The organism is Salinimonas profundi, from assembly GCF_014750655.1.
GTDB lineage: Bacteria > Pseudomonadota > Gammaproteobacteria > Enterobacterales > Alteromonadaceae > Alteromonas > Alteromonas profundi_A.
In genome coordinates, this window is sequence record NZ_JABBXD010000001.1 from 129,166 (window position 1) to 151,533 (window position 22,368).

The 22,368-nt window shown below is 50.2% G+C and carries 11 protein-coding genes; 7 read left to right on the forward strand and 4 right to left on the reverse strand.

Annotated features, from left to right (window positions below):
- The first annotated feature begins 107 nt into the window (after positions 1-107).
- Positions 108-4,382: an EAL domain-containing protein gene (locus HHX48_RS19000; RefSeq protein WP_191021706.1), complete on the forward strand. Its 4,275-nt coding sequence runs from the start codon at positions 108-110 to the stop codon at positions 4,380-4,382.
- Here HHX48_RS19000 and HHX48_RS00580 read toward each other — a convergent pair.
- Together HHX48_RS00580 and HHX48_RS00585 are read right to left on the reverse strand one after the other, a co-directional pair.
- Entirely contained in the window at positions 4,379-6,622 is a 2,244-nt protein-coding gene (locus HHX48_RS00580) for a xanthine dehydrogenase family protein molybdopterin-binding subunit (protein ID WP_191021707.1), read from the reverse strand. The two genes, HHX48_RS19000 and HHX48_RS00580, sit on opposite strands and share 4 nt — an antisense overlap.
- Positions 6,619-7,077 (reverse strand): (2Fe-2S)-binding protein, encoded by a 459-nt coding sequence (locus HHX48_RS00585; protein WP_191021708.1) that lies wholly within the window; start codon positions 7,075-7,077, stop codon positions 6,619-6,621. Before HHX48_RS00585 ends, HHX48_RS00580 begins: the two co-directional genes overlap by 4 nt.
- 218 nt (positions 7,078-7,295) lie before the next feature.
- On the opposite strand from HHX48_RS00585, the gene HHX48_RS00590 reads away from it, so the two are divergent.
- The gene (locus HHX48_RS00590; RefSeq protein WP_191021709.1) at positions 7,296-8,972 is read left to right on the forward strand and encodes an AMP-binding protein; all 1,677 of its coding nucleotides are present in this window, start codon (positions 7,296-7,298) and stop codon (positions 8,970-8,972) included.
- A 245-nt stretch (positions 8,973-9,217) separates the two neighbouring features.
- Entirely contained in the window at positions 9,218-9,427 is a 210-nt protein-coding gene (locus tag HHX48_RS00595) for a hypothetical protein (RefSeq protein ID WP_191021710.1), read from the forward strand.
- A gap of 50 nt (positions 9,428-9,477) precedes the next feature.
- Here the strand turns inward: HHX48_RS00595 and HHX48_RS00600 are convergent, their stop codons facing one another.
- A complete protein-coding gene (locus HHX48_RS00600; RefSeq protein WP_191021711.1) occupies positions 9,478-10,131 on the reverse strand; it encodes a dUTP diphosphatase in 654 nt (217 codons plus the stop codon).
- A gap of 424 nt (positions 10,132-10,555) precedes the next feature.
- Here HHX48_RS00600 and recC point away from each other — a divergent pair, with 424 nt between their 5' ends.
- The 3 genes from recC to recD are packed head-to-tail and all read left to right on the forward strand — an operon-like array spanning position 10,556 to position 19,325.
- The gene (gene recC / locus HHX48_RS00605; RefSeq protein WP_191021712.1) at positions 10,556-13,864 is read left to right on the forward strand and encodes an exodeoxyribonuclease V subunit gamma; all 3,309 of its coding nucleotides are present in this window, start codon (positions 10,556-10,558) and stop codon (positions 13,862-13,864) included.
- Positions 13,861-17,472: an exodeoxyribonuclease V subunit beta gene (gene recB / locus HHX48_RS00610; protein WP_191021713.1), complete on the forward strand. Its 3,612-nt coding sequence runs from the start codon at positions 13,861-13,863 to the stop codon at positions 17,470-17,472. The genes recC and recB overlap by 4 nt, the downstream gene beginning before the upstream one ends.
- On the forward strand, positions 17,463-19,325 hold the full coding sequence (gene recD / locus HHX48_RS00615) for an exodeoxyribonuclease V subunit alpha (protein ID WP_191021714.1): 1,863 nt from the start codon (positions 17,463-17,465) through the stop codon (positions 19,323-19,325). Before recB ends, recD begins: the two co-directional genes overlap by 10 nt.
- On the opposite strand, the gene HHX48_RS00620 is transcribed toward recD, so the two are convergent.
- Positions 19,296-19,727 (reverse strand): hypothetical protein, encoded by a 432-nt coding sequence (locus tag HHX48_RS00620; RefSeq protein WP_191021715.1) that lies wholly within the window; start codon positions 19,725-19,727, stop codon positions 19,296-19,298. The two genes, recD and HHX48_RS00620, sit on opposite strands and share 30 nt — an antisense overlap.
- 204 nt (positions 19,728-19,931) lie before the next feature.
- On the opposite strand from HHX48_RS00620, the gene HHX48_RS00625 reads away from it, so the two are divergent.
- A complete protein-coding gene (locus HHX48_RS00625; RefSeq protein WP_191021716.1) occupies positions 19,932-22,346 on the forward strand; it encodes a zinc-dependent metalloprotease in 2,415 nt (804 codons plus the stop codon).
- Positions 22,347-22,368: the final 22 nt, after the last annotated feature.

Consider the following 22,368-nt stretch of genomic DNA (forward strand, 5'->3'; position numbering starts at 1 on the left):
GATATAAATCACCTTTTTGTATTAACATAAAGTTGCAGTGACATTGCCTGCAATCTCGTATAGTTTTAAATCAGATGTCGTTGTCTTTCTCACCGTTAAGGTAGCTTGTGATTAGTCCTGATACCGCTAAGCCTGTACAGCTTTGTAATTATCGTCCATTTCTTTACGGCGTAATGGTTGCAGCGCTGTTGTTGTTTGAAGTGGTATTTTCAGGAGCGATTGCCGCCGCACCCGTTATAAAATCTTCATCTATTCCTACCTTATCTACGCGACAGGGACTGAGTCAGGATTCTATTAATGATATTCTTATCGATGACACGGGCTATGTGTGGATCGCCACTCAGGGCGGACTGGACCGGTGGGATGGTCATCATCTGATAAATATCGGTGGTCCTGACAATATACTGGTTAATGCCAGCGTAGAGAGACTTTACCTGGATTCACATGACCAGCTATGGATAAGCTCGCTGGAATCCGGTGTGTTTACTCTGGATTTAACGACCAGTGAAGTTAGTCTGACAATCAACAGACCCGGTCTTTCTTCCTATCAGTGGGTTCAGGCTGCTGTCGATTTTAAAGAGGACAGCCACGGCGATTTATTTGTGGCGCTTGAACATGAGATCGTAAAGGTAAAACGTGAGGCAGGTTCTGAGGTTGTCTATTCACTGCCAGCGTCTTTGCGGCAAAATGAAGATATCATCAGAGCTATTTATCCGGCGTCTGATTATCTTTTTATCGCGACATCTGCCGGGCTTTATGCACTGAATCTTCATCACGACGAAGCGCGGGGAGCTCGTACCACAGAGCAGGAAGACAGGCAGGCGCAAAAAGTTGATTATCTGGGAGATATTCCCGCAGATGTAAACAATCAAAATGCAAAGTTTTTAATGGCCGATCAGCAAAACAGACTCTGGCTTGGTACCGTTAAAGGCTTGTTCAAGATTGATCTGACAACATTGCAAAACGATTTGGTTAATGCACGTCAACCAGAATTTGATGTCGTTAATAGTCAGCAAAATATCTGGCAGATAGTCCCTGATGGGTCAAATTCGTTTTGGCTGGCGACTAACGAGGGATTATTTTCGCTTAGAAAAGAGATATCAGGCAGCTGGCGCAGCATTCATATGCTCGAGGCGCAAAGTGGTGAGCGACAGCTGGCTAAAGCAAAAATTAAAACCATTGCCAAGGATAAACTCAATACGTTGTGGTTGGGAACTGAGATGGGCGGTGCAATGCTGTGGACACCGGACAACCAGAACATTACCCATATTCAGAACCTGGTGAGTGACCCTGAACCGCCACTGACAAATAATATTATCTGGTCATTATATGAAGACGATGAGGATATTTTGTGGGCGGGTACAGGTAACGGATTAACGCGGCTGGATCTAACGACGCTCGAGTCGTCTATGTTTCTTCATGATCCATCCGCGCAGTTTGATGAAGCTGAAATAGCGCAAATTCTGCCTGCCGGGAATAATAAACTGTACCTGAGAACCGCTGGGAAAGTTAAAATTTTCAATAAGTTAACCGGTGAGGCTGGTCCATTGCCGGTGAATAGCCAACAGGCAGCTGATATTCTTAAAGGCTGGATTTATGGCATGTCTGTGGATACACAGGGCCGGTTATATTTTTTATCACATAATTACTATCGCTACGATCCCTCCACACAGACAGTGGAAAAACTGGCGTTTTCAGATCCCCGGCTGCAAGACGGATACAGTGGATATTTTCTCGGAACGGCCGCCGAACTGGATAACAACATGCTGCTTTCAACCTCAGACGGAGTTTGGGCGGTGGATACCCAAACGCTGGAAACCCGTTTACTGTACGAGTACTTACCCGCTGAGAAGGCCAGTGATGCCTCTGCCACGTCGTGGGAAATTCAAGAGGGGATTCTGTGGCTGGGGTTCCCACGCTTTGGTCTGCTGGGGATAGATCTTGACTCGGGCAGAGTCATCCGGCGTTTCAATAGCGATAATCTTCTCAAAACGGATATTGTGTATGGTATTAAGGCTGACAAGCAGGGTAGTCTGTGGTTTAGCTCCCACCAGGGCGTATTTCGTTTTTCTCCGGAAAATCGTCTGATTAAAGAGTTCGTATATGGCCGGGAATTAAATGTATCAGAATTTAATGACGGTGCTGCGCTTATTCTTAATGATGGCAGAATTGCCTATGGTTCGACCGGTGGAATAGCGATCTTCGATCCCAGTGCGCTCAAGGATGGCACAGCTATTCAGCGACCGGAACAGCCCATGGTTATCAGCGGAGTTTCACTGGACTCCCGCGATTTGCCGTTACCGATGAAAAATCTGAGTAACAGTCATCTCGATTTGCATCACGACGATTTTGGGATAGAGATTCATTTCTCCTCGATTCTCGCTAGCTTTGATGCAGCTGATAATTATGTTTATGAGCTGAATCGCAACGGCCGCTTGCTGAGTCAGTCGGTTACCGCAGAAGGTAAAGCTGCGTTCGCATTCCTGGGACCGGGCGAATATCAGTTCAAAGTGGCGCCTACCACAGAGCGTTATGATTACAATGTCACGCCGGGCGTGCTGACGTTTACCATACCGTACCCGCCATTTCAGTCGCCACTTGCCTATACGGTATATGTGATTTTATTTGTTGCTGCTGCATGGGGATATGTTCGCTTCCGGCAAAAAGCGGTGGAACAACTTGCACGTACCGAGCGACAACTAAAAGTCATGGGCGAAGCATTCTCGCAAACCCGGGACTGGGTCATTGTTTTTGATGAGAAAATGCTGCCAATGGCAGTCAACCCGGCGTTTTGTCGTGCTTTGGGATTGTCTGAACATGACACCGCTGACGATGCGTTATCCCAGCTTTACCGGCGCAAACCGGCAATACGACAACAAATCTATGAGCCGCTGTTGTCTCTTGAACCCGGTGGCTTCATAAAGCGCGAAACGACCGTTCATGCTGCAGATGGTCGTCACCATGACGTGATCATCGACATCTCAGCCGTTGCAGACGACAGTAAGCCTGATTGCGTGGATTACTATCTAATGGTGTTCAGTGATATTTCAGAGCAGAAAGAGGCTGAACGTAAGTTGGTGAAAATGGCCAGCTATGACAGTCTCACCGGTCTTCTCAATCGCAATTTGCTACTTGACCGGCTATCACATGCCATCGACAACGCGCAGGAAGATGCCACAAAAGTGGCTGTACTGTTTATCGATCTTGACCGCTTTAAAGGTATAAATGACAGCCTGGGGCATGGCGTGGGGGATAAGCTACTTAAAGTCATTGCTGAGCGGATGATTAGCTTGTCCAGCCATCAGGATACAGTAGCAAGGCTTGGCGGAGATGAATTTGTCATCGTCCGGGAACGGGTTGAATGTACCGATACGCTCAGCTCCTTTGTGGCTCACCTGATTGAAACCGTTGAAACACCCATCGCCATTGATGGTGAAATTCTATGTATTTCCTGCAGTATCGGCATATCATTTTATCCTGACGATGCCGTCACGCCGGCGGAGCTGATTAAACAAGCGGACGTGGCAATGTATACCGCTAAAAAAGATACGGTTGATGGCTTCACGTACTTTACTGCTGAGATGAACGATCGTGCACGACAGCAGATGGTTCTGGAAAATCGCGTCAAACTTGCCTATCAGGAAGACAGGTTTTATAACCAGTACCAGCCAATTGTTGATGCCCTCAGCGGCAACATTGAGGGCGTTGAGCTATTGTTACGTTGCGATATGCCTGACGCCCCTATGACGCCGTGCGAATTTATCCCGGTATTGGAGCAGCTACGGTATATTGTGGATGTGACCCGCATGGCGATTGTGCGGGCGCTGGACGATTTGGCTTGCTGGCAGGAGCAAGGATTTCATGGCTATGTGTCTGTGAACATCTCTGCGCTTCAGTTTAAAGTAGAGCTGCATCTGGATGCGCTTAGAAAAATGATGTATGAGCGTAACCTGACCGAGCGTTCAATGCGTTTTGAAATCACAGAAGGGCTGCTGATGGAAGACAGTGAATTGGCGCAGGCACGCATCAAGGAGTTTCAGGATGCCGGCTTCCTGTTTTCTCTGGATGACTTTGGTACGGGATATTCCTCGCTCAGCTATCTGAAAAAGTTTCCGTTAGATGTGTTAAAAATTGATAAAAGCTTTATTGAGGAAGTCGATGCTGATCCGCAGGCTGCCGCATTGGTAAAAACGACCATAGAGCTGGCTAAAACATTCAATATGGAATGTGTGGCTGAAGGTGTGGAAACCCTTTCTCAGGCAGAAACCCTTCAGTTGTTTGGGTGTTACAATCATCAGGGCTATTATTATTCCAAACCTGTGCCGGCAGACCAGATTACTGCTCTTATCAAGCAGCACTGGTCTGAGGTATCTTCAGTTTAAGCCTTCAGCGTCAGGGGAATTGGCAGCTCATAAATGCGTTTGCCCGTGGCAGCAAATAAAGCATTGGCTAACGCGGGAGCAAAAGGCGGAGTAGGGGGTTCACCCACGCCCCCCGGCGGTGCATCGCTTTGAACAATATGCACGTCAATATTTTCAGGGGCATGTTGCATTCGCGCTACCTGATAATTGTGAAAGTTTGTTTGTGTCACCGCCCCGTCACTGGCGCTGATTTCACCGATTGCACAGCTTAATCCGAAAATGGCACCGCCTTCACACTGAGCCTTTACGTGTTCGGAGTTAACTATAGTGCCTGCGTCTATACAAATATAAGCATTTGGAATGCGCCAGCTACCGCTCTTATCAACAACCACTTCAACGACCGTTGCTACATAGCTTAGAAAAGACCGGTGAACCGCTACTCCAAGATGACGTTGGTTCTTTTCTCTGTTGTCCCAGTCTGCCATTTCCGTGGCCTTATCGAGTACCGCACGCAGCCGCCCTGTATCAATAGGATAGGTTTCGATCGGATCACCATAATTGTCATATTCAGCCCCTTCTTGGGCTAAATCGATATGACGCGGTTTGCCAATAAGCTGTTGCAGGTACGCCTTACTGTCTTTACCTGCTGCATGGGCCAGCACATCGGCAAATGTGTGAATGGCATACGCATGATAAACATTGGCAACCGAACGCAGCCAGCCTATCCGAACATGATTTTGGGCTTTGCCTTTTTCCAGTTGTATGTTTGGAATATCAAACGGATTGTCGATAAAACCTAATCTGAGTTCGCCGCTGCTGGGTGTATTAGCCTCAGTTGAGAAGGTGCTGCTTATGGTGGGAAAGACCGTGTTATGGTGCCACGCCGTCGCGTCACCATTTTGCGCTAAACCTGCGCGGATATGCTGGGCACTGACAGTGTGATAAAAGCCGTGTTGAATGTCGTCTTCTCTTCGCCAGACCACCTTCACGGGGCGCTTGGCCTGTTGCGCAAGCCAGGCAGCTTCGGCAGCAAAATCCGGTTTCGATTTTCTGCCAAAACCGCCGCCCAGCAATGTCACATGGATTGTGACATTTTCAACGGGAATCTTCAGCACCTCGGCAACCAGTGCTTGTGCAGCTTGCGGATTTTGGGTGCTGGTCCAGACCTGGGCGCTATCGCCTTCTACCCGGGCAGCAGCAGCCGGTGGCTCCATCGGTGCCTGCGCCAATAACGGGGCATAATAGGTTGCTTCTACGGTTTTGTGAGCACTTTCAAGCGCTTGCTTTACATCACCTCGCTGGCGAACCACTTCTCCGGTTTGGCGTGCCGTCTCCATGTGCGTCTGCTTTTCTGTCCGGGAGTCATATTGACTATGTTCATTCTCACTCCAGGTGATTTTAAGCGCTTTTACACCCTGCATGGCGGCCCAGGTATTCTCTGCCAGAACGGCAACACCACCCAGTGGTAAAAAATTTGCAGGCGCGCTTGCAGCCGGAAGCGTCATCACCGCTTTTACACCTTTCATGCTGCGCGCTTTTTTATCATCGACCGATTCGGGTTGCGTAAACATGACGGGCGGACGCTGAATGACCGCATAAAGCATATTCTCAATGGTAACGTCCTGACCAAATACTGTGGTACCTGCCTGGACGGCCTGCATATCTATGCTTCTTATCCCTTTGCCGACATAACGCCAGTCCTTACGGGCTTTAGGTTTGACCAGACCCTCTTCCGGCATTGGCAATGTCGCTGCAACGCTTACTAACGCTGAAAAGTCAGCAGTACGCCCGGTCTCAACATGCACTACCTGGTGATTACGGCACTGACAGCTGTCGGGCTCGACATTCCAACCTTTTGCTGCTGCCTGTTTTAACAGCAGTGCGGCGGTGGCCCCCGCCATCTGAAGACGGGCCAGATTGCGCCGTATACTGCGTGAGCCATCCGTATTCTGGTCGCCGTATTTCTCATCGCCGTCGGCCTGTAGTGTTTTAACCCGCTGCCAGTCTGCATCAAGTTCATCGGCAATGATCTGGGTTATGGCAGTTCGGATTTGCTGACCCATTTCTGAACGGTGACAGGTTACCTCCAGCGTGCCATCTTCAGTGATGGCGACAAACACATTGGGAGCCATATGCGCCGGCTGCGTTTCACCGGATGCCGCAAACGTCGCTTTAGGCAGCAAAGTGACACCCAGGGTTAATCCTGTGCCTACTCCCATTTGTTTAAGGAAGTGTCGGCGTTGCGCTGAATACTGGCTCATGACTGACTCTCCTTTGATGCCGCTTTAATTGCTTTGCGGATTCTGGGGTAGGTGCCACACCGACAAATATTACCTGACATACTTTGCGCTATCTCTTCATCTGATGGTGCCGCGTTTTTTGCCAGCAGTGCCGCTGCCTGCATCATCTGTCCGCTCTGGCAATAGCCACACTGGGGTACATCATTTTCTGCCCAGGCGACCTGGACAGGATGAGCATTGTTTTTGTCCAGACCCTCAATCGTCGTTATATGCTTGTCCTGAACCGCTGACATAGGCAATCGGCATGAGCGTGTGGCATCACCGTCGATATGGATGGTGCAGGCCCCACACAGCGCCATACCGCATCCATACTTGGTGCCCGTCAGGCCAATCTCATCGCGTAAATACCATAGTAATGGCATAGTCGGGTCGCCATCATATTTTTGGGCTTGGTTGTTCAGGGTAAATGTGATCATAGTGGGCTACCGTTTATTAGCGTTACTCTATCGGTACACGGTTTAAGAGAAAAATTCAATATAAAACCGGTTAGTCCTGGCCGATCTTTTTATATCAATAGGCCAGACTTATTTGCTTATATCTAAAGGAATTATGCGAATCTGCTTGAGACATAAAACATGCTTATTATATATTTGTAAAATTCGAGTAAATAAAATTGCTTCAAAAAGGAATACTTATGCCTCTGGATGTCGCTAATGAATCTGTATCCGATGTGACGGAAACACCGGTTACAATGCTTTACAAATGGGAAAAGGAGCGGCCAGATTCAGTATTTCTTCATCAGCCCCGCGATGGGCAAATGGACACTTATACCTGGCGTCGGGTAGCTAATGAAGCCCGTCGCGTTGCAGCCCGGCTGCAAAGCATGTCGCTGCCTCCCAGCAGCCGGATAGCCATTTTTGCCAAAAACAGTGCTGAATGGTTTATCAGTGATCTGGGCATCATGATGGCGGGACACGTTTCGGTCCCAATTTTTGGCTCCGCGGGAAAAAGTACTATTGAATATGTGCTAAAACATGCAGATGTTAAACTGGTATTTGTGGGCAAGCTGGATAACGCGTCAGAGCAAATTCCCGCTATTCCGGCGCATTATCATTCTGTTAGCTTTCCTTATGACGGCATTAGCGGCTCGCAAACCTGGCAGGATTTCATCGGCTGCGAGCCGATGTCAGCCTCACCGGAACCGAATCTTGGCTCCATGATGACAATTATCTATACATCAGGAAGTACCGGGCAGCCCAAAGGCGTCGTGCACACGTATCGTTCAATTTGCTGGGCAGCGAAAAACTGTCTAACCGCATTGTCGGTTGGCCATAGCGACCGATACCTGAGCTATTTGCCGTTAGCGCATATTACAGAGCGGGTACTCATTGAGCTGGCTGCTTTTTATGCTGCGCCTGAGGTTTATTTTGTCGAGTCTCTGGATACATTCCAAACCGATGTAAAACGATGCGAGCCCACCTTATTTGTGTCGGTGCCACGCCTCTGGACAAAATTCCAGATGGGAATACTGGCCAAAATCCCGCAAAAGCGTCTTAACTTTCTCCTATCAGTGCCAGTGCTCAACAAGATGATAGCGCGAAAAATTCGTCAGGGGCTGGGACTTGATAAAGCACGCTTCTGGGCCAGTGGTTCAGCGCCTTTGGCACCTGCGGTTATTCGCTGGTTCAGTAAAATCGGTATCAATATTTCCGAAGGGTGGGGCATGACCGAAAACAGCGCATATGGCACCGCCAGCGTTCCGTTTCGTCAGGATAAGATAGGGACCATTGGAAAAGCCTACGATGGGGTAGATATTCGCTTATCAGATGAAGGTGAAATACAGGTTAAATCCCCGTGTAATATGATTGAATATTATCTTGAGCCTGAGAAAACTCTGGAGGCGATGACGACCGACGGGTACTTAAAAACCGGCGATAAAGGCGAGATGGATAGTGAAGGCTACATCCGCATTACCGGGCGCCTGAAAGATATTTTTAAAACCGAGAAAGGTAAATATGTCACGCCGGCGCCGATAGAGGCTGCTTTTATGGAAAACCCATTGATTGAACAAGTTTGCGTAACGGGTACCAATCTGCCACAACCGATTGCACTGCTGGTGCTTAGTGAATCGGCGGTTGATCAGGACCGGGGCGATGTTGAACAGTCGCTCAAAGAAACGCTACAGGCAATCAATGCTGATTTGGAAAGTCACCAACGCATCGAACACGTCGTGGTATTGGAAGAGCCGTGGACGATTGAGAACGGCTTATTAACGCCAACACTGAAAGTGAAGCGCCATGTTCTGGAGTCCCGCTACGAAGATCTTATACACGCGAAGTTCGATAGCCGGGTCGAATTTGTAGACATGTAGTGTATGAAGGCTGGCATTCTCGCCAGCCTTACTTATGGCGAAACCCTGCAAAGTGTATTAGGCTGATTAAAAAACCAGCAGAGAGCAATCATGAACCTCATCAGGGCAGGACTTATCCTTTCTATACCTTTTGCTATTGCCGTACATGCTGCAACGGATTTGAAGATGCATCCACCCGGCTTTGTAATAAGATACAACAATGCGCTTACGATGAGCTGGAGTCGCAGCAACAATTAAATGATGAAATGCGACAGATGATCAACGGTGTTGTGGATTCAATGTGTAAACAATATCTGCAAAAAACTGACCAGCTAGAAGCTGGTGAAACTGAACAAGCCGCGGTCGCCTGTCTTGATTCATTATCAGCCCTAAGCTGCGATACATTGCAGGGTGGTCAGCCTTCTACACCGGCCTGTAAAAAGTATGAACAGATGGCGGGCCAGTCACAACCATAACAATTGGATTGTGACCGGCATCAGGGTTTCATGGTTTCTCTCTGTGGGCGCTAGACGGGATAGCGAAGTCTAAGTCCCTCGTACACATCGTCTGAATAACTGTCGCTGTTCATATCCAATTCATTGAGCACTTCTACCAGGTGCTCATTGTCTTCGCGTTCCTGCCACAACTTTTTATAGGTGCCGTCTTTATAGCCGTGATCCTGGCGGAAAAAATTGAGGACATTTTTACCCACATACTGACGATAGAGTTCTTCAGCAGACAGCTCGCACTGTGTTGCAATAAACATGAACAGTGGTACGCTGAAGCGCTTAGCGGCGCAAAGGCCTGCCATGAGTTCAAGGTTCTCGAGCAAGGATTGTTCCTGCCAATAATACGTTTGCCCGTCAAATTGCAAGCTTTTCTCTGACTGTGACAGGTCATGCGCTAGCGCCGCTGCTGATTCGCTGATATCGCCATTATAGCGGATGATGCAGTCTGAAAGGGCGAAATGCCAGATATCGACAAGTTCCATCTGTAACTGCGCGATATCTTTGGTTTGTGCCTTCCACCACTTCCAGCCATGATGTTCAATGGCTTCTACTGACTCGACCATCGCTGCGCGTAAATAAGCATACCCGGCCTGCAGCCACTGAGGGTTTACCTTGGCATTCATCTTTTCCTGCAGCACCAGCATGGTGGCAATTTGTTGTTCGGACAGCATAAACCTTAATTCCTGATAGATAATTTTCGTGAATTGTACCTATTCCCTTGAAGCGAGGAAAGCACCCTGACCAGCGCGAGAGCCTGGGCATTGAGTCGGGAAAGGCGTGCGCTACTTCGGTGCGTTTGCACTGAAATAGTCTGCATTGGTGATTAAAAATTTCATGCATGAAACTTAAGTTATTAATTTATAAGTCTAAATTTAAGAGTGTGAGATGGCATGCAAACTGAATTGCTCTTATTGTTATTTGTGCGGCGCTCCGGCGTTAACCCGACTGACATGCCAGGCAACGTGTTAATCGGGTTGTCGGTGCGCAGCCCATAACTCTGCCTGTACAGATTTTTCGTGTCCTGAGGTCTGTACAGGCTTTTTTATTCAGACAAAGAATTTCCGTATCTGGATGTCGCGGATTAAATGCCTTAACATGAGTAAAAAAGCACAAAAGAAGCCTGATTTGCTCGCCTTATATCCTTCCAACAAACTCGAACATTTAAGCTACTTGTTAAGTGCGCTGCTAAAACAGCAGCCCGGTGGCGTTCTACAATCTGAAACCATTCTCGTTGAAAGCCCCGGCATGCAGCATTGGTTAAACATGCAGCTAGCCAAAGAGCAGGGCATTGCGATAAACTTTGCGTTTCCGCTGCCCACCCGGTTTATGTGGAATACCGCCCGCACCGTACTGGGTGAGGATAAGGTGCCACAGCAATCTGCTTATCGCCGGGAAGTGCTGGTGTGGCGCATCGACAGACTTATCCAAAGTGCGGCATTCTGTGATCAGGCTCAAACAGCTCCCGTCTGTCGTTACTGGCAATCAGCAGGCAGTGAGGATGAGCAGAACGTCAGACGGTTGCAGTTCGCCGTAGCGCTGGCCGATGTGTTCGAGCAGTACCAGTTGTATCGTCCTCAATGGTTGTTTAACTGGGAGCTGGGCATTGCCAACCTTGAAAACAGCGACGATGAGCCGTGGCAGGCGCTTATCTGGCGAATGCTGGTTGACGAGAACCCACTGCATCCGGCGCGTTTACACCAACAGGCGGTTACTGCGCTCAGCGAGCAGGGTTGTAGTGACTTGCCCGCAAGGATTATCGTATTTGCTATTAATACCATGGCGCCTCAGCTTGTTGAGTTCTTTGATGCATTGGCGCATCACACAGATATACATATTTTTCATCTCAATCCTTCAGTCAGTTACTGGGGGGAGGTGAAAAGCGATCGTGAGCGCGCGTTGGCATTACGCCAGCAGGGTATTGCTGCCTGGCGGGAAAATACGCTGGATAACCCGCTGCTGGGAAATCTTGGCCAGCAAGGGCGCGATCTGTTCAACCTGCTGACCGCGCTGGATACCTTTGAGGTGGCTGCGTTTGACACCAGCGCACCAGAGGAGCAAAACAGACCGCCTTCGTTACTGAGTCAGGTCCAGCAGGATATCTTACATGGCTGTCACCCCGGGCAGGGATTTAGTGCCCAGGCTGGCGACCACAGCATAATGATTGTAAATACACACAGTGCATTACGGGAAGTGCAGGGTTTGCACGACAATCTGTTATATCTGATGCAAAACAACCCTGACATCAAACCCTCGGACATTGTAGTGATGTGTCCGGCTATCGAAGATTATGCACCGCTTATAGACGCTGTGTTCCATCGTGTGGGCACCGCCGCTCCTCAGCGTCAGGATCCGCCGCGCATCGTGTGCTCTATTGCTGACAGAACGCCGCTGGATGCAGATCCGCTGGTTGCCGCGTTTATCAGTTTACTCAGTTTGCCCGACAGTCGCTTTGAAGTAACAAAGATTATGGATTATCTGCGACTGGACGCTATCAGAGCCAAATTCAGTATTGATGCAGATGATTTGACTGTTATGCAATTTTGGCTGGAGCAGGCGCACGTTCACTGGGGCGTGGATGCGTCGCACAAACAGTCGGTATCAGACAATGCAGACGCAAAGTCTATGTTCAGCTGGTATTGGGGGCTGGAACGATTGCTGATTGGAATGGCGCTTAATGATGCCCCAACGCTAACCGGAGAGTTACTGAGTGTGCCTGATGTTGAGGGGCAACAAAGTGTCATACTCGGTAAACTGATTGCGCTGGTTGAGCGGTTGCGCTATTTCGCCAGTGCTTTAACAAAAAGCCGGACTGCTGATGAGTGGCACCTGTTTTTGACTGAACTTAAAGAAGCCTGTTTTATGCCGTCTGCCGAGCAGGCCGATAGCTGGGAAACAATAGGAAAAGCCACATCGGATGTTGCTGCACATTGCCGCGAAGCAGGATATGAAGAAAAATTATCGCTTCGACAAGTTCGCGATATGTTGGTGCGGCGTTTCTCTTCACCGGATGCGGGAAATCACTTTTTGACCGGGCAGGTCACGTTTTGTTCGATGCTGCCTATGCGCAGTATTCCCTTTAAAGTTGTTTGTGTATTGGGGCTTAATGATGGTGAGTTTCCGCGCCAGTCTACACCGGTCAGTATTGACCTGATGACAGAGGCGCCGCGCAAGCGGGGAGACCGGTCACGTCGACTTGAAGACCGGTACCTGTTCCTCGAAGCGATTATTTCAGCCAGGGAGCATCTTTATTTAAGTTATCAGGCCAACAGCGCGCAGGATAACAGCGAACGCCAGCCGAGCCTCGTGTTACAGGAGCTTCTGCGGATCTTAAGAACGGGGTACGGGTTTACTGATGCACACCTGCATCGCCTGTCGCTACATCCATTTAGTCTATCGCGATTCTCCGATGCGCGTCCCGGTTTTGAAAAAGGCTGGTTTCGACTGGCAAACGCGATCGCGACGCGGCATGCGCAGGCCACGCAGCACATAGCACCCTTGCCGGAGGCAAGTATACCTGAGCAGGTTGATGTGACTGCACTGGCCAGAAGCCTGAGTCAGCCACTTCGGCACTTTGCCCGGGAACAATTGGGCCTCAATCTTGATAATGCTGAGCCGGTGCTTAATGATGCAGAACCGTTTTCCGACAATCCGCTAACGCGCTATAAGGTATTAAACGAACTGACCGAGCAGCAGCTTGCCCGGATGTCGACATCACAGACCAAACAAATGGCCAGGTTCAGTGGCGAGTTACCGTCCACGCCGCTGACAACTGCATTGCTGGATAACTGGGAGATGGGGGCGCAATCCGTGTCTGAGGCAATCGATCTTAGCTCTGCACAAGCGCAAATGATGCAGGTCTCTCACCACGGTATTACGCTTAGTGCACGGGTGTGGGTAATGCCTGACAAGTTGGTGCTGTGGCACAGCGGTTCGCAAAATACCAAACGAAAAGTAGAGCAGTTTCTGACGCTGCTGGTGTGGAGTGCGAATGGCGCGGAACTGCCGCTGGAAGTGTATTTTCTTACCTGGGCGAAGGGCGTACCGGCCCCTCGCAAAGCCATTATGGCCCCTGTCGACCCACAACGGGCGAGCCAGCTGCTGGCCCGGTTCGTCGCGCTTTATGCAGATATTCATTGTGCGCCGGTTCCCTGCTACGCCGATGTTGCACTTACCCTGATTAAAAAAGCGCCAGAGCAATCGCTTGAACAGTGGCAACACAATGAGGGCGCGACATTTGAATGGCAGAAATTATGGCAGGGCAGTTTGGCAGCGCCGGGAATAAAAGATGATAACTATGTTAAATGGTTTTTCCCTGATGGCATGTCACTGGATGCGTTGCCGCTTGACACACTCGATGCGTTATACCGGCCATTGTCTGAAAACTACAAAGAGAAAAAAGTATGAGTAAGGGGGGAGAGCAAACCAGCGCCGCGCTGGATGTTGTGGCATTGCCCTTACACGGCAGGCATCTTATAGAAGCCAGTGCGGGTACCGGCAAAACATTTAATATCACCCGGCTTTATCTGCGCCTGTTACTGGAAAAGAAGCTAAGTGTTCAGCAAATTCTGGTAATGACATTTACCAATGCAGCCACTGAGGAAATCCGCGGCAGGATTGCGCAGACGCTGGATGCGGCCTTATCTTACTGGCAGGGACGACGCCAGCACAGCACGGTCGATGACGATCCGGTTTTTGAGCAGTTGTATATGCAATTTGCCGGTGAAGAGGCTGAGCAGGTGTTACAGGGCGCACTGCTTGAACTGGATGAGGCCTCGGTATATACCATCCACGGCTTCTGTAACCGGATCCTGAGTGAACTGGCGTTTTCCGGTGGTGCAGCGATGCAGCTGGCGCTGCAGACAGATACCCGGGAGCTCTATCTTCAGGCGACACGCGACTGGATCCGCTTTATGGCGGGTCAGGCTGAAGAATATGGCTTGCTGGTCAACGCGGGCTGGCATATCCCACAGCAGTTTCTGGCAACTTTTGAAAGTGCTATCCGAAGCAGTCTGACTCCCCACGTTGTTACTGAACAGGATATCAAGGCGCAGGCTGAGGCCGCTCTGTCAGATCAAAAAAATACGTTGCAACCTTTATTTGAACAGGTTCGCAATACGCTTGATGAACAGTATGATGTGATTGCGGATGCGCTGATCGACAATGACAAGAACCGTGCGTTACGAGTGTCACAATTTGAGCAGATTACAGAGTGGCTGGAGAACGCATCAGTTACCCCGGCACCCGCTGCGTTGGGTAAGTTTATTCACGGTAATCGTTTGCGTGGTAAAGATGAGCTCAAAGCATTACTGGCGCCGCTGAAGACGCTTGCGGCAGAGGTAAAGTCGGTTATCGATGCGGTTGAAAAGCAGCGCGACGCGCAACTGGATGCAGCGCCTGCTATGGGGGTGGCAGCGCAGGCTTTTATCTTTATTCGCACACATGTGTCGCGCCAGAAAGCCCAGCAGGGGATTGTTGATTTTGACGATCTTATTACTATGTTGGCACAAAAGACTGACCATGCGGATACGGAACTGGCCAGGGCCCTGCGCCGCAAATTTCCCGCTGCGCTGATTGATGAGTTTCAGGACACCGATGCTAATCAGTATCAAATTTTGTCGAGTGTTTATCCGCCGGGCAGTGAAACCGAAATATTGCTGATGATTGGCGATCCTAAACAAGCCATTTATGGCTTCCGGGGCGGCGATATTTTTACTTACCTAAAAGCCGGTAAAAGTGCAGATTATCGCTGGGTTATGGATACTAACTACCGGTCGGTACCGGCGATGGTGCAAAGTTATAACCGCTTATTCTTCGGCGCGCCGTTAAGCGGACCACCGGCCGAAGTATTTGGATTTGATATCCATTACGATCCAGTTAAAGCAGCGTCCAAGGCCAGCGCGAACAAAACACCGTTATCAGATCCGCAGTGTGACCGCGAGGCGCTGAACTACATTGCACTGGACATCGATCCTGCGCAGGACACGCCAGCTAAATTTGTCATGCAGCAACAACTTGCGCAGTGGATCGCTGCTGAAATCGTACGCTTACTTCAACAGGCCAGACTGGGCGAATCTCCACTTAAACCTCAGGATATCGCTATTCTTGTACGCAGCGCCAGCGAGGCAAAAGTTATACAGCAGGCATTGCAAAAGGCCGGCCTGGCCTCTGTTTTTCTGAGTAACCGGGAAAACCTGTTTGCCGCCGCTGAGGCCAGCGATCTTTACCGCGTGCTGGATGGCATCTGGCATTATAGCGACCACGGGCGATTATGCGCTGCACTGAGTAGCCCCATGTTTGGTTTCTCACATCAGACGCTTATCGACTTGCTTTACCATGAGAATGACCAGCTCTGGGAATCAGTGATGGAAACGGTCAGTCTGTTACGCCGAATCTGGCTACAGCGCGGCTGCATGGCACTAATCCTTCACCTGATGGAAGAGTCATTTACAGCAGGTGGCGATGAGATTGAGCGTCAGCTGACCAATTATCTGCATCTGTCTGAGGTGCTGGAACGTGAAGCCACCACGCGCGCGCAGCCTGAGCAACTTCTGATTTGGCTGCATCGTCAAATCAGTGAGCCGGACAGTGCGCAGGAGCATGTGCAGCGCCTGGAAAGTGATGCACATTTGATTCAGTTAATCACGCAGCACGGTGCCAAAGGACTGGAGTATCCGATAGTCTTTGTGCCGTTTGCCAGCGATTATCGCAATCCGGTCAAAATTGGTAATCAGCAGGTGACAATTTTCCGTTATTTCGATGACACTTCCAAAGCGCTGCGTTTACAGCTGGGCGCAACGCCCAGAGTCAGAGAACGTGTAACGCGGGAGGCCGATGCCGAAGCTATGCGTTTGCTGTACGTCGCGGTCACCCGTGCCGCCCATCGATGCTATCTGGGCGTTGCGCCATTTGAAAACCACCGGCAGTCTTCGCTGGCCATGGCAGCCGGTGTCGCCGGTTACGATAGCTGGGAGCAGGCAATTACCCGAATTAGTGAGGAGCCGGGTACGGCTACGGCGTTAATAACGGCTACCGGACAGTTTCAGTCTGAACTTGCGGGCTTGTCGGCGCATGAAAAGCCCGCGCTTCAGGTGGATACTTTCCAGGGAGATGTCAAAGAAGCATGGCGTCTGTACTCATTTTCAGCGCTGGCAAGAAAAGAAAGGGTGGTAAATCAGACACGGCGCGAGGCTGAATTGCAGGAAGTGCTGGTGCAGCCGACTGCGCTGCCTGAAACACTGCAAACGCGATTTGCCTTTCAAAAAGGCGCCGCTGCCGGCAACTTGCTGCACGATATTCTGGAGGTCACGGACTTCAGTGAACCTGACTGGTATGGTGCGTCGCAGACGGCCGTATTGGGTCCTGTAACCCAGCTTTTTGGTCTGGATGAAACGCAGAGTGAGGCGCTTTTCAACTGGCTGCAGGAGGTGCTCGATACGCCACTGAACAGTGATGGACTGACCCTTTCTTGTCTCAGTAAGACCGTTACGTTGCGTGAAGCTGAGTTTTATTTTCCTATGGCAAATGTCAGTCAGCAGCAACTCAATCAGTTTCTGGCCGATTACCGTCAGGAACAAGACCACGGGGCCCGTTTTTTTCCTGCGTTTGATACACATCAATTAGAAGGCATGATGCATGGCTTCATTGATTTGATCTTTGAATATGAAGGCAGATACTTTGTGGCTGATTACAAGTCTACTTATCTGGGCGATACGTTTAGTGATTATTTACCGGACAAGTTACGTCAGAACAATCAGCATCACCTTTACGACCTGCAATATCTGATTTACAGCGTAGCGTTGCACCGTTATCTGCAAAACAGCTTGCCTGATTACTCACCGCAGCAGCATTTTGGTGGCGTGTATTATCTGTATGTGCGGGGCATGCATCCGGCTAACAAAGACTTTGAGGGGGTGTACTATACATCCCTGTCGGTATCTCGGTTGCAGGCGCTTGACGACCTGTTCGCCAGCCAGGTAAATCAAGACAACACAGGAGAAGACGTATGCAACTGATTGCTTTTCCTGATACGTTCACCCAACTTGCTGATGTCGAACTTATCGATGGCTATTTTGCCTCGCAGTTCAGCTGTGACTCAGATACCGCGCATCAGCATTTGTGGTTTATGATTTTGGTGGCGCTGTCCTGTTATCAGCGTCAGGGACATACCTGCCTAAAACTCGACTTATTAGCGGATACCTGTCTTTTTGCGGACCGGGAAAGCGAACTTGAGGGCTGGCGGTTTCCCGCCCGGGATGTGCTTAATGATGCAGTTGAACACGCTGTAAACCAGTGCCGGTTTAACGAGGCGTTACGTGTCGAGGCCGGGCGATTATATACGCTGAGGTACTGGCAGTTTGAACATGATATTGCCGCTGTGCTTAGCAAACGCATCACGCGCGTGACGCTGGAACAGGAGCATTACGACCGGTTACAGTCGGTGTGGCCGGTTTTGTTCCCTGAAATTCAGGCTCAGCAACAAGACTGGCAGCAGATTGCGACAGCCGCAGCATTGCAGCAGCGCTTTACGATAATCAATGGTGGGCCGGGGACGGGAAAGACCTACACGGTTACACGGTTGTTGCTGGCGCTACAGTGTATGAATAGCCATGCACTGAAAATTCAGCTGGCTGCACCAACCGGAAAGGCTGCGCAGCGGATGAATGAGTCAGTGACCGGTGCACTAAATCAATTACAGGGGCGCCTTTCAGCTGATTTAATCAGCAGTGTGTCCACGGATGCGGTTACCCTGCACAGGCTGTTGGGCATTTCCCGTTATGGTGTGCATACACGGCATCACGAGGAATCGCCTCTACCATGCGATGTGTTAATCATTGATGAAGCGTCGATGGTCGACACCGCGTTGATGGCGCGCATTGTCAGGGCGCTGCCTGCGCATGCCTCGCTGGTACTGGTCGGCGATGCAGATCAGCTGCCGGCTGTGGAGTCAGGCAATGTGCTGGAGGCGCTTATTCATGGTACGCAGAATAACGGTATTTCGCCGGCGTTATCGACCCACCTCAATCATTTGAATCCGGCGTTGCCTGCACTCGCCGTCAGCGACCAGGCGCGCGACTATGTGCAAACCCTGAAAGTCAGTCAGCGCTTCAGTGGTGACCTGTCAGCGGTAGCAGGGGGGATCCGTCAGGGAAGTGCCGATGAAGCAATGGCTGCCATTTCGCGGCTAAATCCACTACCTGATAACATCATGACCGTTCCGGATGGGGTGAGCATGGTGTCGCCGGATAATTTTGAGAGTAAATTAAGCGTGATGGCGAAGCAGTGTTTTTCTGCTATTGCCCAAAGCAGCAGCGTTTCACAGGCATTGGAGGCTATGCAGGCATGCCGTTGGCTGACCTCAACCCGACGCGGTCCGCTGGGCGTTGAGCAACTCAACCTGCGCATCGAAGAGGCGCTGGGTGTGAGTACTGCAAATACGGGGAGTCGTCACTATAAGGGGCGGCCTGTCATGGTGACGCAGAATAATTATGCACAAAAGCTATTTAACGGCGACGTGGGTATCATCTGGCCAGATGATAATCATCAGTTAAAAGCATGGTTTGACACTGAAACGGGGTTAAGAGCGGTTAGCCTGAGTCGATTGCCAGCCGTGGAAACCGTTTACGCGATGACAGTGCATAAATCCCAGGGATCTGAATTTGCCAGAGTGCTGATGATTTTGGCGCCACCGCTCAGTAGCCAGATGGCAGCGCTTAATACGCGGGAGCTTCTGTATACAGGGCTTACCAGGGCCAAGCAGGCCTGTACGCTGGTTTGCACACAATCGCAGTTTACGCAGGTGGTGAAAACCCGTGTGCAGCGTCATTCAGGACTGGCTTCACTGATGGCCGATGCTGCTGCAAAATGAACACTGCAATCTGGCTGACAGTGAAAAGCAAAACAAATGCGATGTGTAATCTAAGCGATGACACCGAAACAACGTCATTGCGCGGGTCGGGGAAAGTATGAGCTGCCCGGTACTGAATAGCGTTGATAGTCTGATGGTTGTTCCCTGCAAAAAAAGACTGGCGCAGAGATCAGCTGCCAGCCATGCCAATGGCTGGCCGGCACTAACAAAAGCCATGGACTGATTAGCCCAATTTTCATTAAGTGTAATATCTGCACCGAATACCGGCTTGTCGGCAACCAGGACGGTAACCGGTATGTGACACTGTACCGAAGGCAAAACCAGTGGTACGGCTGTACGACCTGATTGAGCTAACTGGCGACCTCGTGATGGCAGAGGTCGAGGGGGCCGGATGCTGCGCATAGCTGTTACCCGAATAATAATGACCTGTTAAGCGTAAGCATTTTCCAGTGGTGTTGCGTTGATACAGATCAACCCTTTCTACCGCCCAGAGCTGAAGAGGCATATCGACTTAGTCGTGGACAGCTTCATAACAAATCCGCTAGGGTAGATGAAAAGCTGTTCACTCTGTCCACATCAAAGAAAACACAATTAAAAAGGATGATTATGTTGCGACAACAATCAGGACTTCGATCTGTATTGCAGTGCGTGCTTCTGGTAACAACCCTGACGGTAAGCGCAGGGGCGTTCGCAGAGCGTAAGGACCTGCAGTCATTTACTGAGACAATGACTGCTCAGCAAGGCTTCGTGCCTGTTTATTACGATGATGAAAGCGGGAAGCTGTATCTGTCAGTCAATAAATGGAATACGCCGATGTTGTTTCATTCAGCGCTGCCACATGGCATTGGCTCCAATGATATCGGTTTAGACCGAGGACAGTTGGGTGACACGCGCCTGGTACAGTTTGAGCGCCACGGTAAGCAGGTTTTTTTACGGCAGTTAAATACAACATTTCGGGCAAGTGCTGATAACCCGGCAGAAAAACAGAGTGTGACAGAAGCGTTCGCTGACTCTGTTATCGCCGGATTCGAGATTGTCGCGCAGGATAACGACACGGTGCTTATTGATTACACACCGTATCTGTTAAGTGATATCCATCAAATTGCCAAGCGTTTGAGTGATACCGATCAGGGTAACTATTCTATCGATAAAACGCGCAGCAGTGTGTTTATGCCGCGCACCAAAGCCTTTGACTCCAACACCGAACTGGAATCGATTGTCACATTCACCGGCACCGATGCCGGCGAATTTGTGCGACAGGTCACGCCGTCCCCCGACAGTATAACCGTACACTTGCATCACTCGTTTCTTGCCGCCCCGGATGATAACTATCAGCCCCGGGCGTTTCATCCTTACTCTGGTTTCTGGAAAACCCGGTTCTTTGATTATTCCGCCGCAATCAATGAACCGATGGAGAAAAAATTCATCACCCGGCATCGCCTTTTCAAAAAAGATCCGACTGCCAAAGCCAGTGAGCCGGTAGAGCCGATTATTTATTATCTTGATCCGGGTATTCCCGAGCCTGTTAAAACGGCACTGATGCGTGGCGCCAGCTGGTGGGATCAGGCGTTTGAAGCGACAGGTTATAAAAATGCATTCCAGGTAAAGACACTGCCGGAAAATGCCGACCCGATGGATGCGCGCTATAACGTGATTCAGTGGGTACACCGGGCAACGCGGGGCTGGTCTTATGGCAGTTCCATTGTTGACCCGCGAACAGGGGAAATTATCAAAGGTCATGTCACGCTGGGCTCGCTTCGTGTCAGGCAGGATTACCTTATTGCACTGGCGCTTAGCAGTCCGTTTTCTGACGAGCAGGCAGATACCTCAGCACAGCAGCAAATGGCACTGGATCGTATTGCACAGTTGTCAGCGCATGAGGTGGGGCACACTCTTGGACTGGCGCACAACTTTGCGGCCAGTGAAAATGACAGAGCCTCGGTGATGGATTATCCGCATCCGATGTTACGAGAGAAAAATGGTCGTATCGATTTTTCTTCAGCGTATGACACCGGTATGGGCGTATGGGATAACCATGCTATTGAATACGGCTATCAGGACTTTGGTGAAGACGCGAACACAAAAGAGGCACTGGCGCAGATCATTCAACGTGCGCAGGATAAAGATCTGTCGTTTAAAACGGATTTTGACACCCGCTCGGCGTCTTCAGCCTCAGCCAGCGGTCACATGTGGGATAACGGCGAGGATGTCCTGAACGCCTACGGACAAATCGTGGGGTTGCGCAAGAATGCACTACAGCGAATGGGTAATGCTACCCTGGAAGAGGGCCAGACCTATTCATCGTTAGAAGATAAACTGGTGCCGGTTTACCTGCTGCACCGCTATCAGCTTGCCGCCGTGGCCAAACAGGTGGGCGGGCTTAATTATCGCTACGAATTAAAGCAGTCCGGCAGTGAACCGGCGGGGCAAATAGTGGTACCCGCACAACAGCAAAAAATGGCGATAAAAGCCCTGATTACGGCGTCGTCACCGGCATTTCTGCAAATGCCTGAAAATCTGTTGTCACTCATCACGCCCACGGCTTTTGGCGATGATATAACCCGGGAACATTTTAACGGACGAATGGGAACACCGCTCGATCCTGTTTCTGCAGCTGAATCTGCTGCCGACTACAGCCTGCGTCTGTTATTGGATCCACAACGGTTAAACCGGTTGTCCTGGCAAGCCAGCCAGCAGCGTGCGCTACGCGGCGTTACCGCCGTTATTAATCGGATATTGCAACAACACTGGTATGAGCCTGAAGCGGACTATGGATTAAACCAACGTCTGGCAATGGTGTCACTCAATGCAATATTTAATTCGCTGTCATCGGAAACGTTGGCGCCGGAGGTGCGTGCTGATATTGACGTTGCCCTGATGAAATTCACCCGCTGGCTGGAAAAGGACAGCAAGCTGGCACAGGCAGACGTATTGCATGCTCATATGCAGCAATACTGGCGTACCGGAACATGGCCGCTGGCCTTTTCAGTAAAACCGCTACCGCCGGGCTCACCTATTTAACACTAAGGGGCAGTTATTGCCC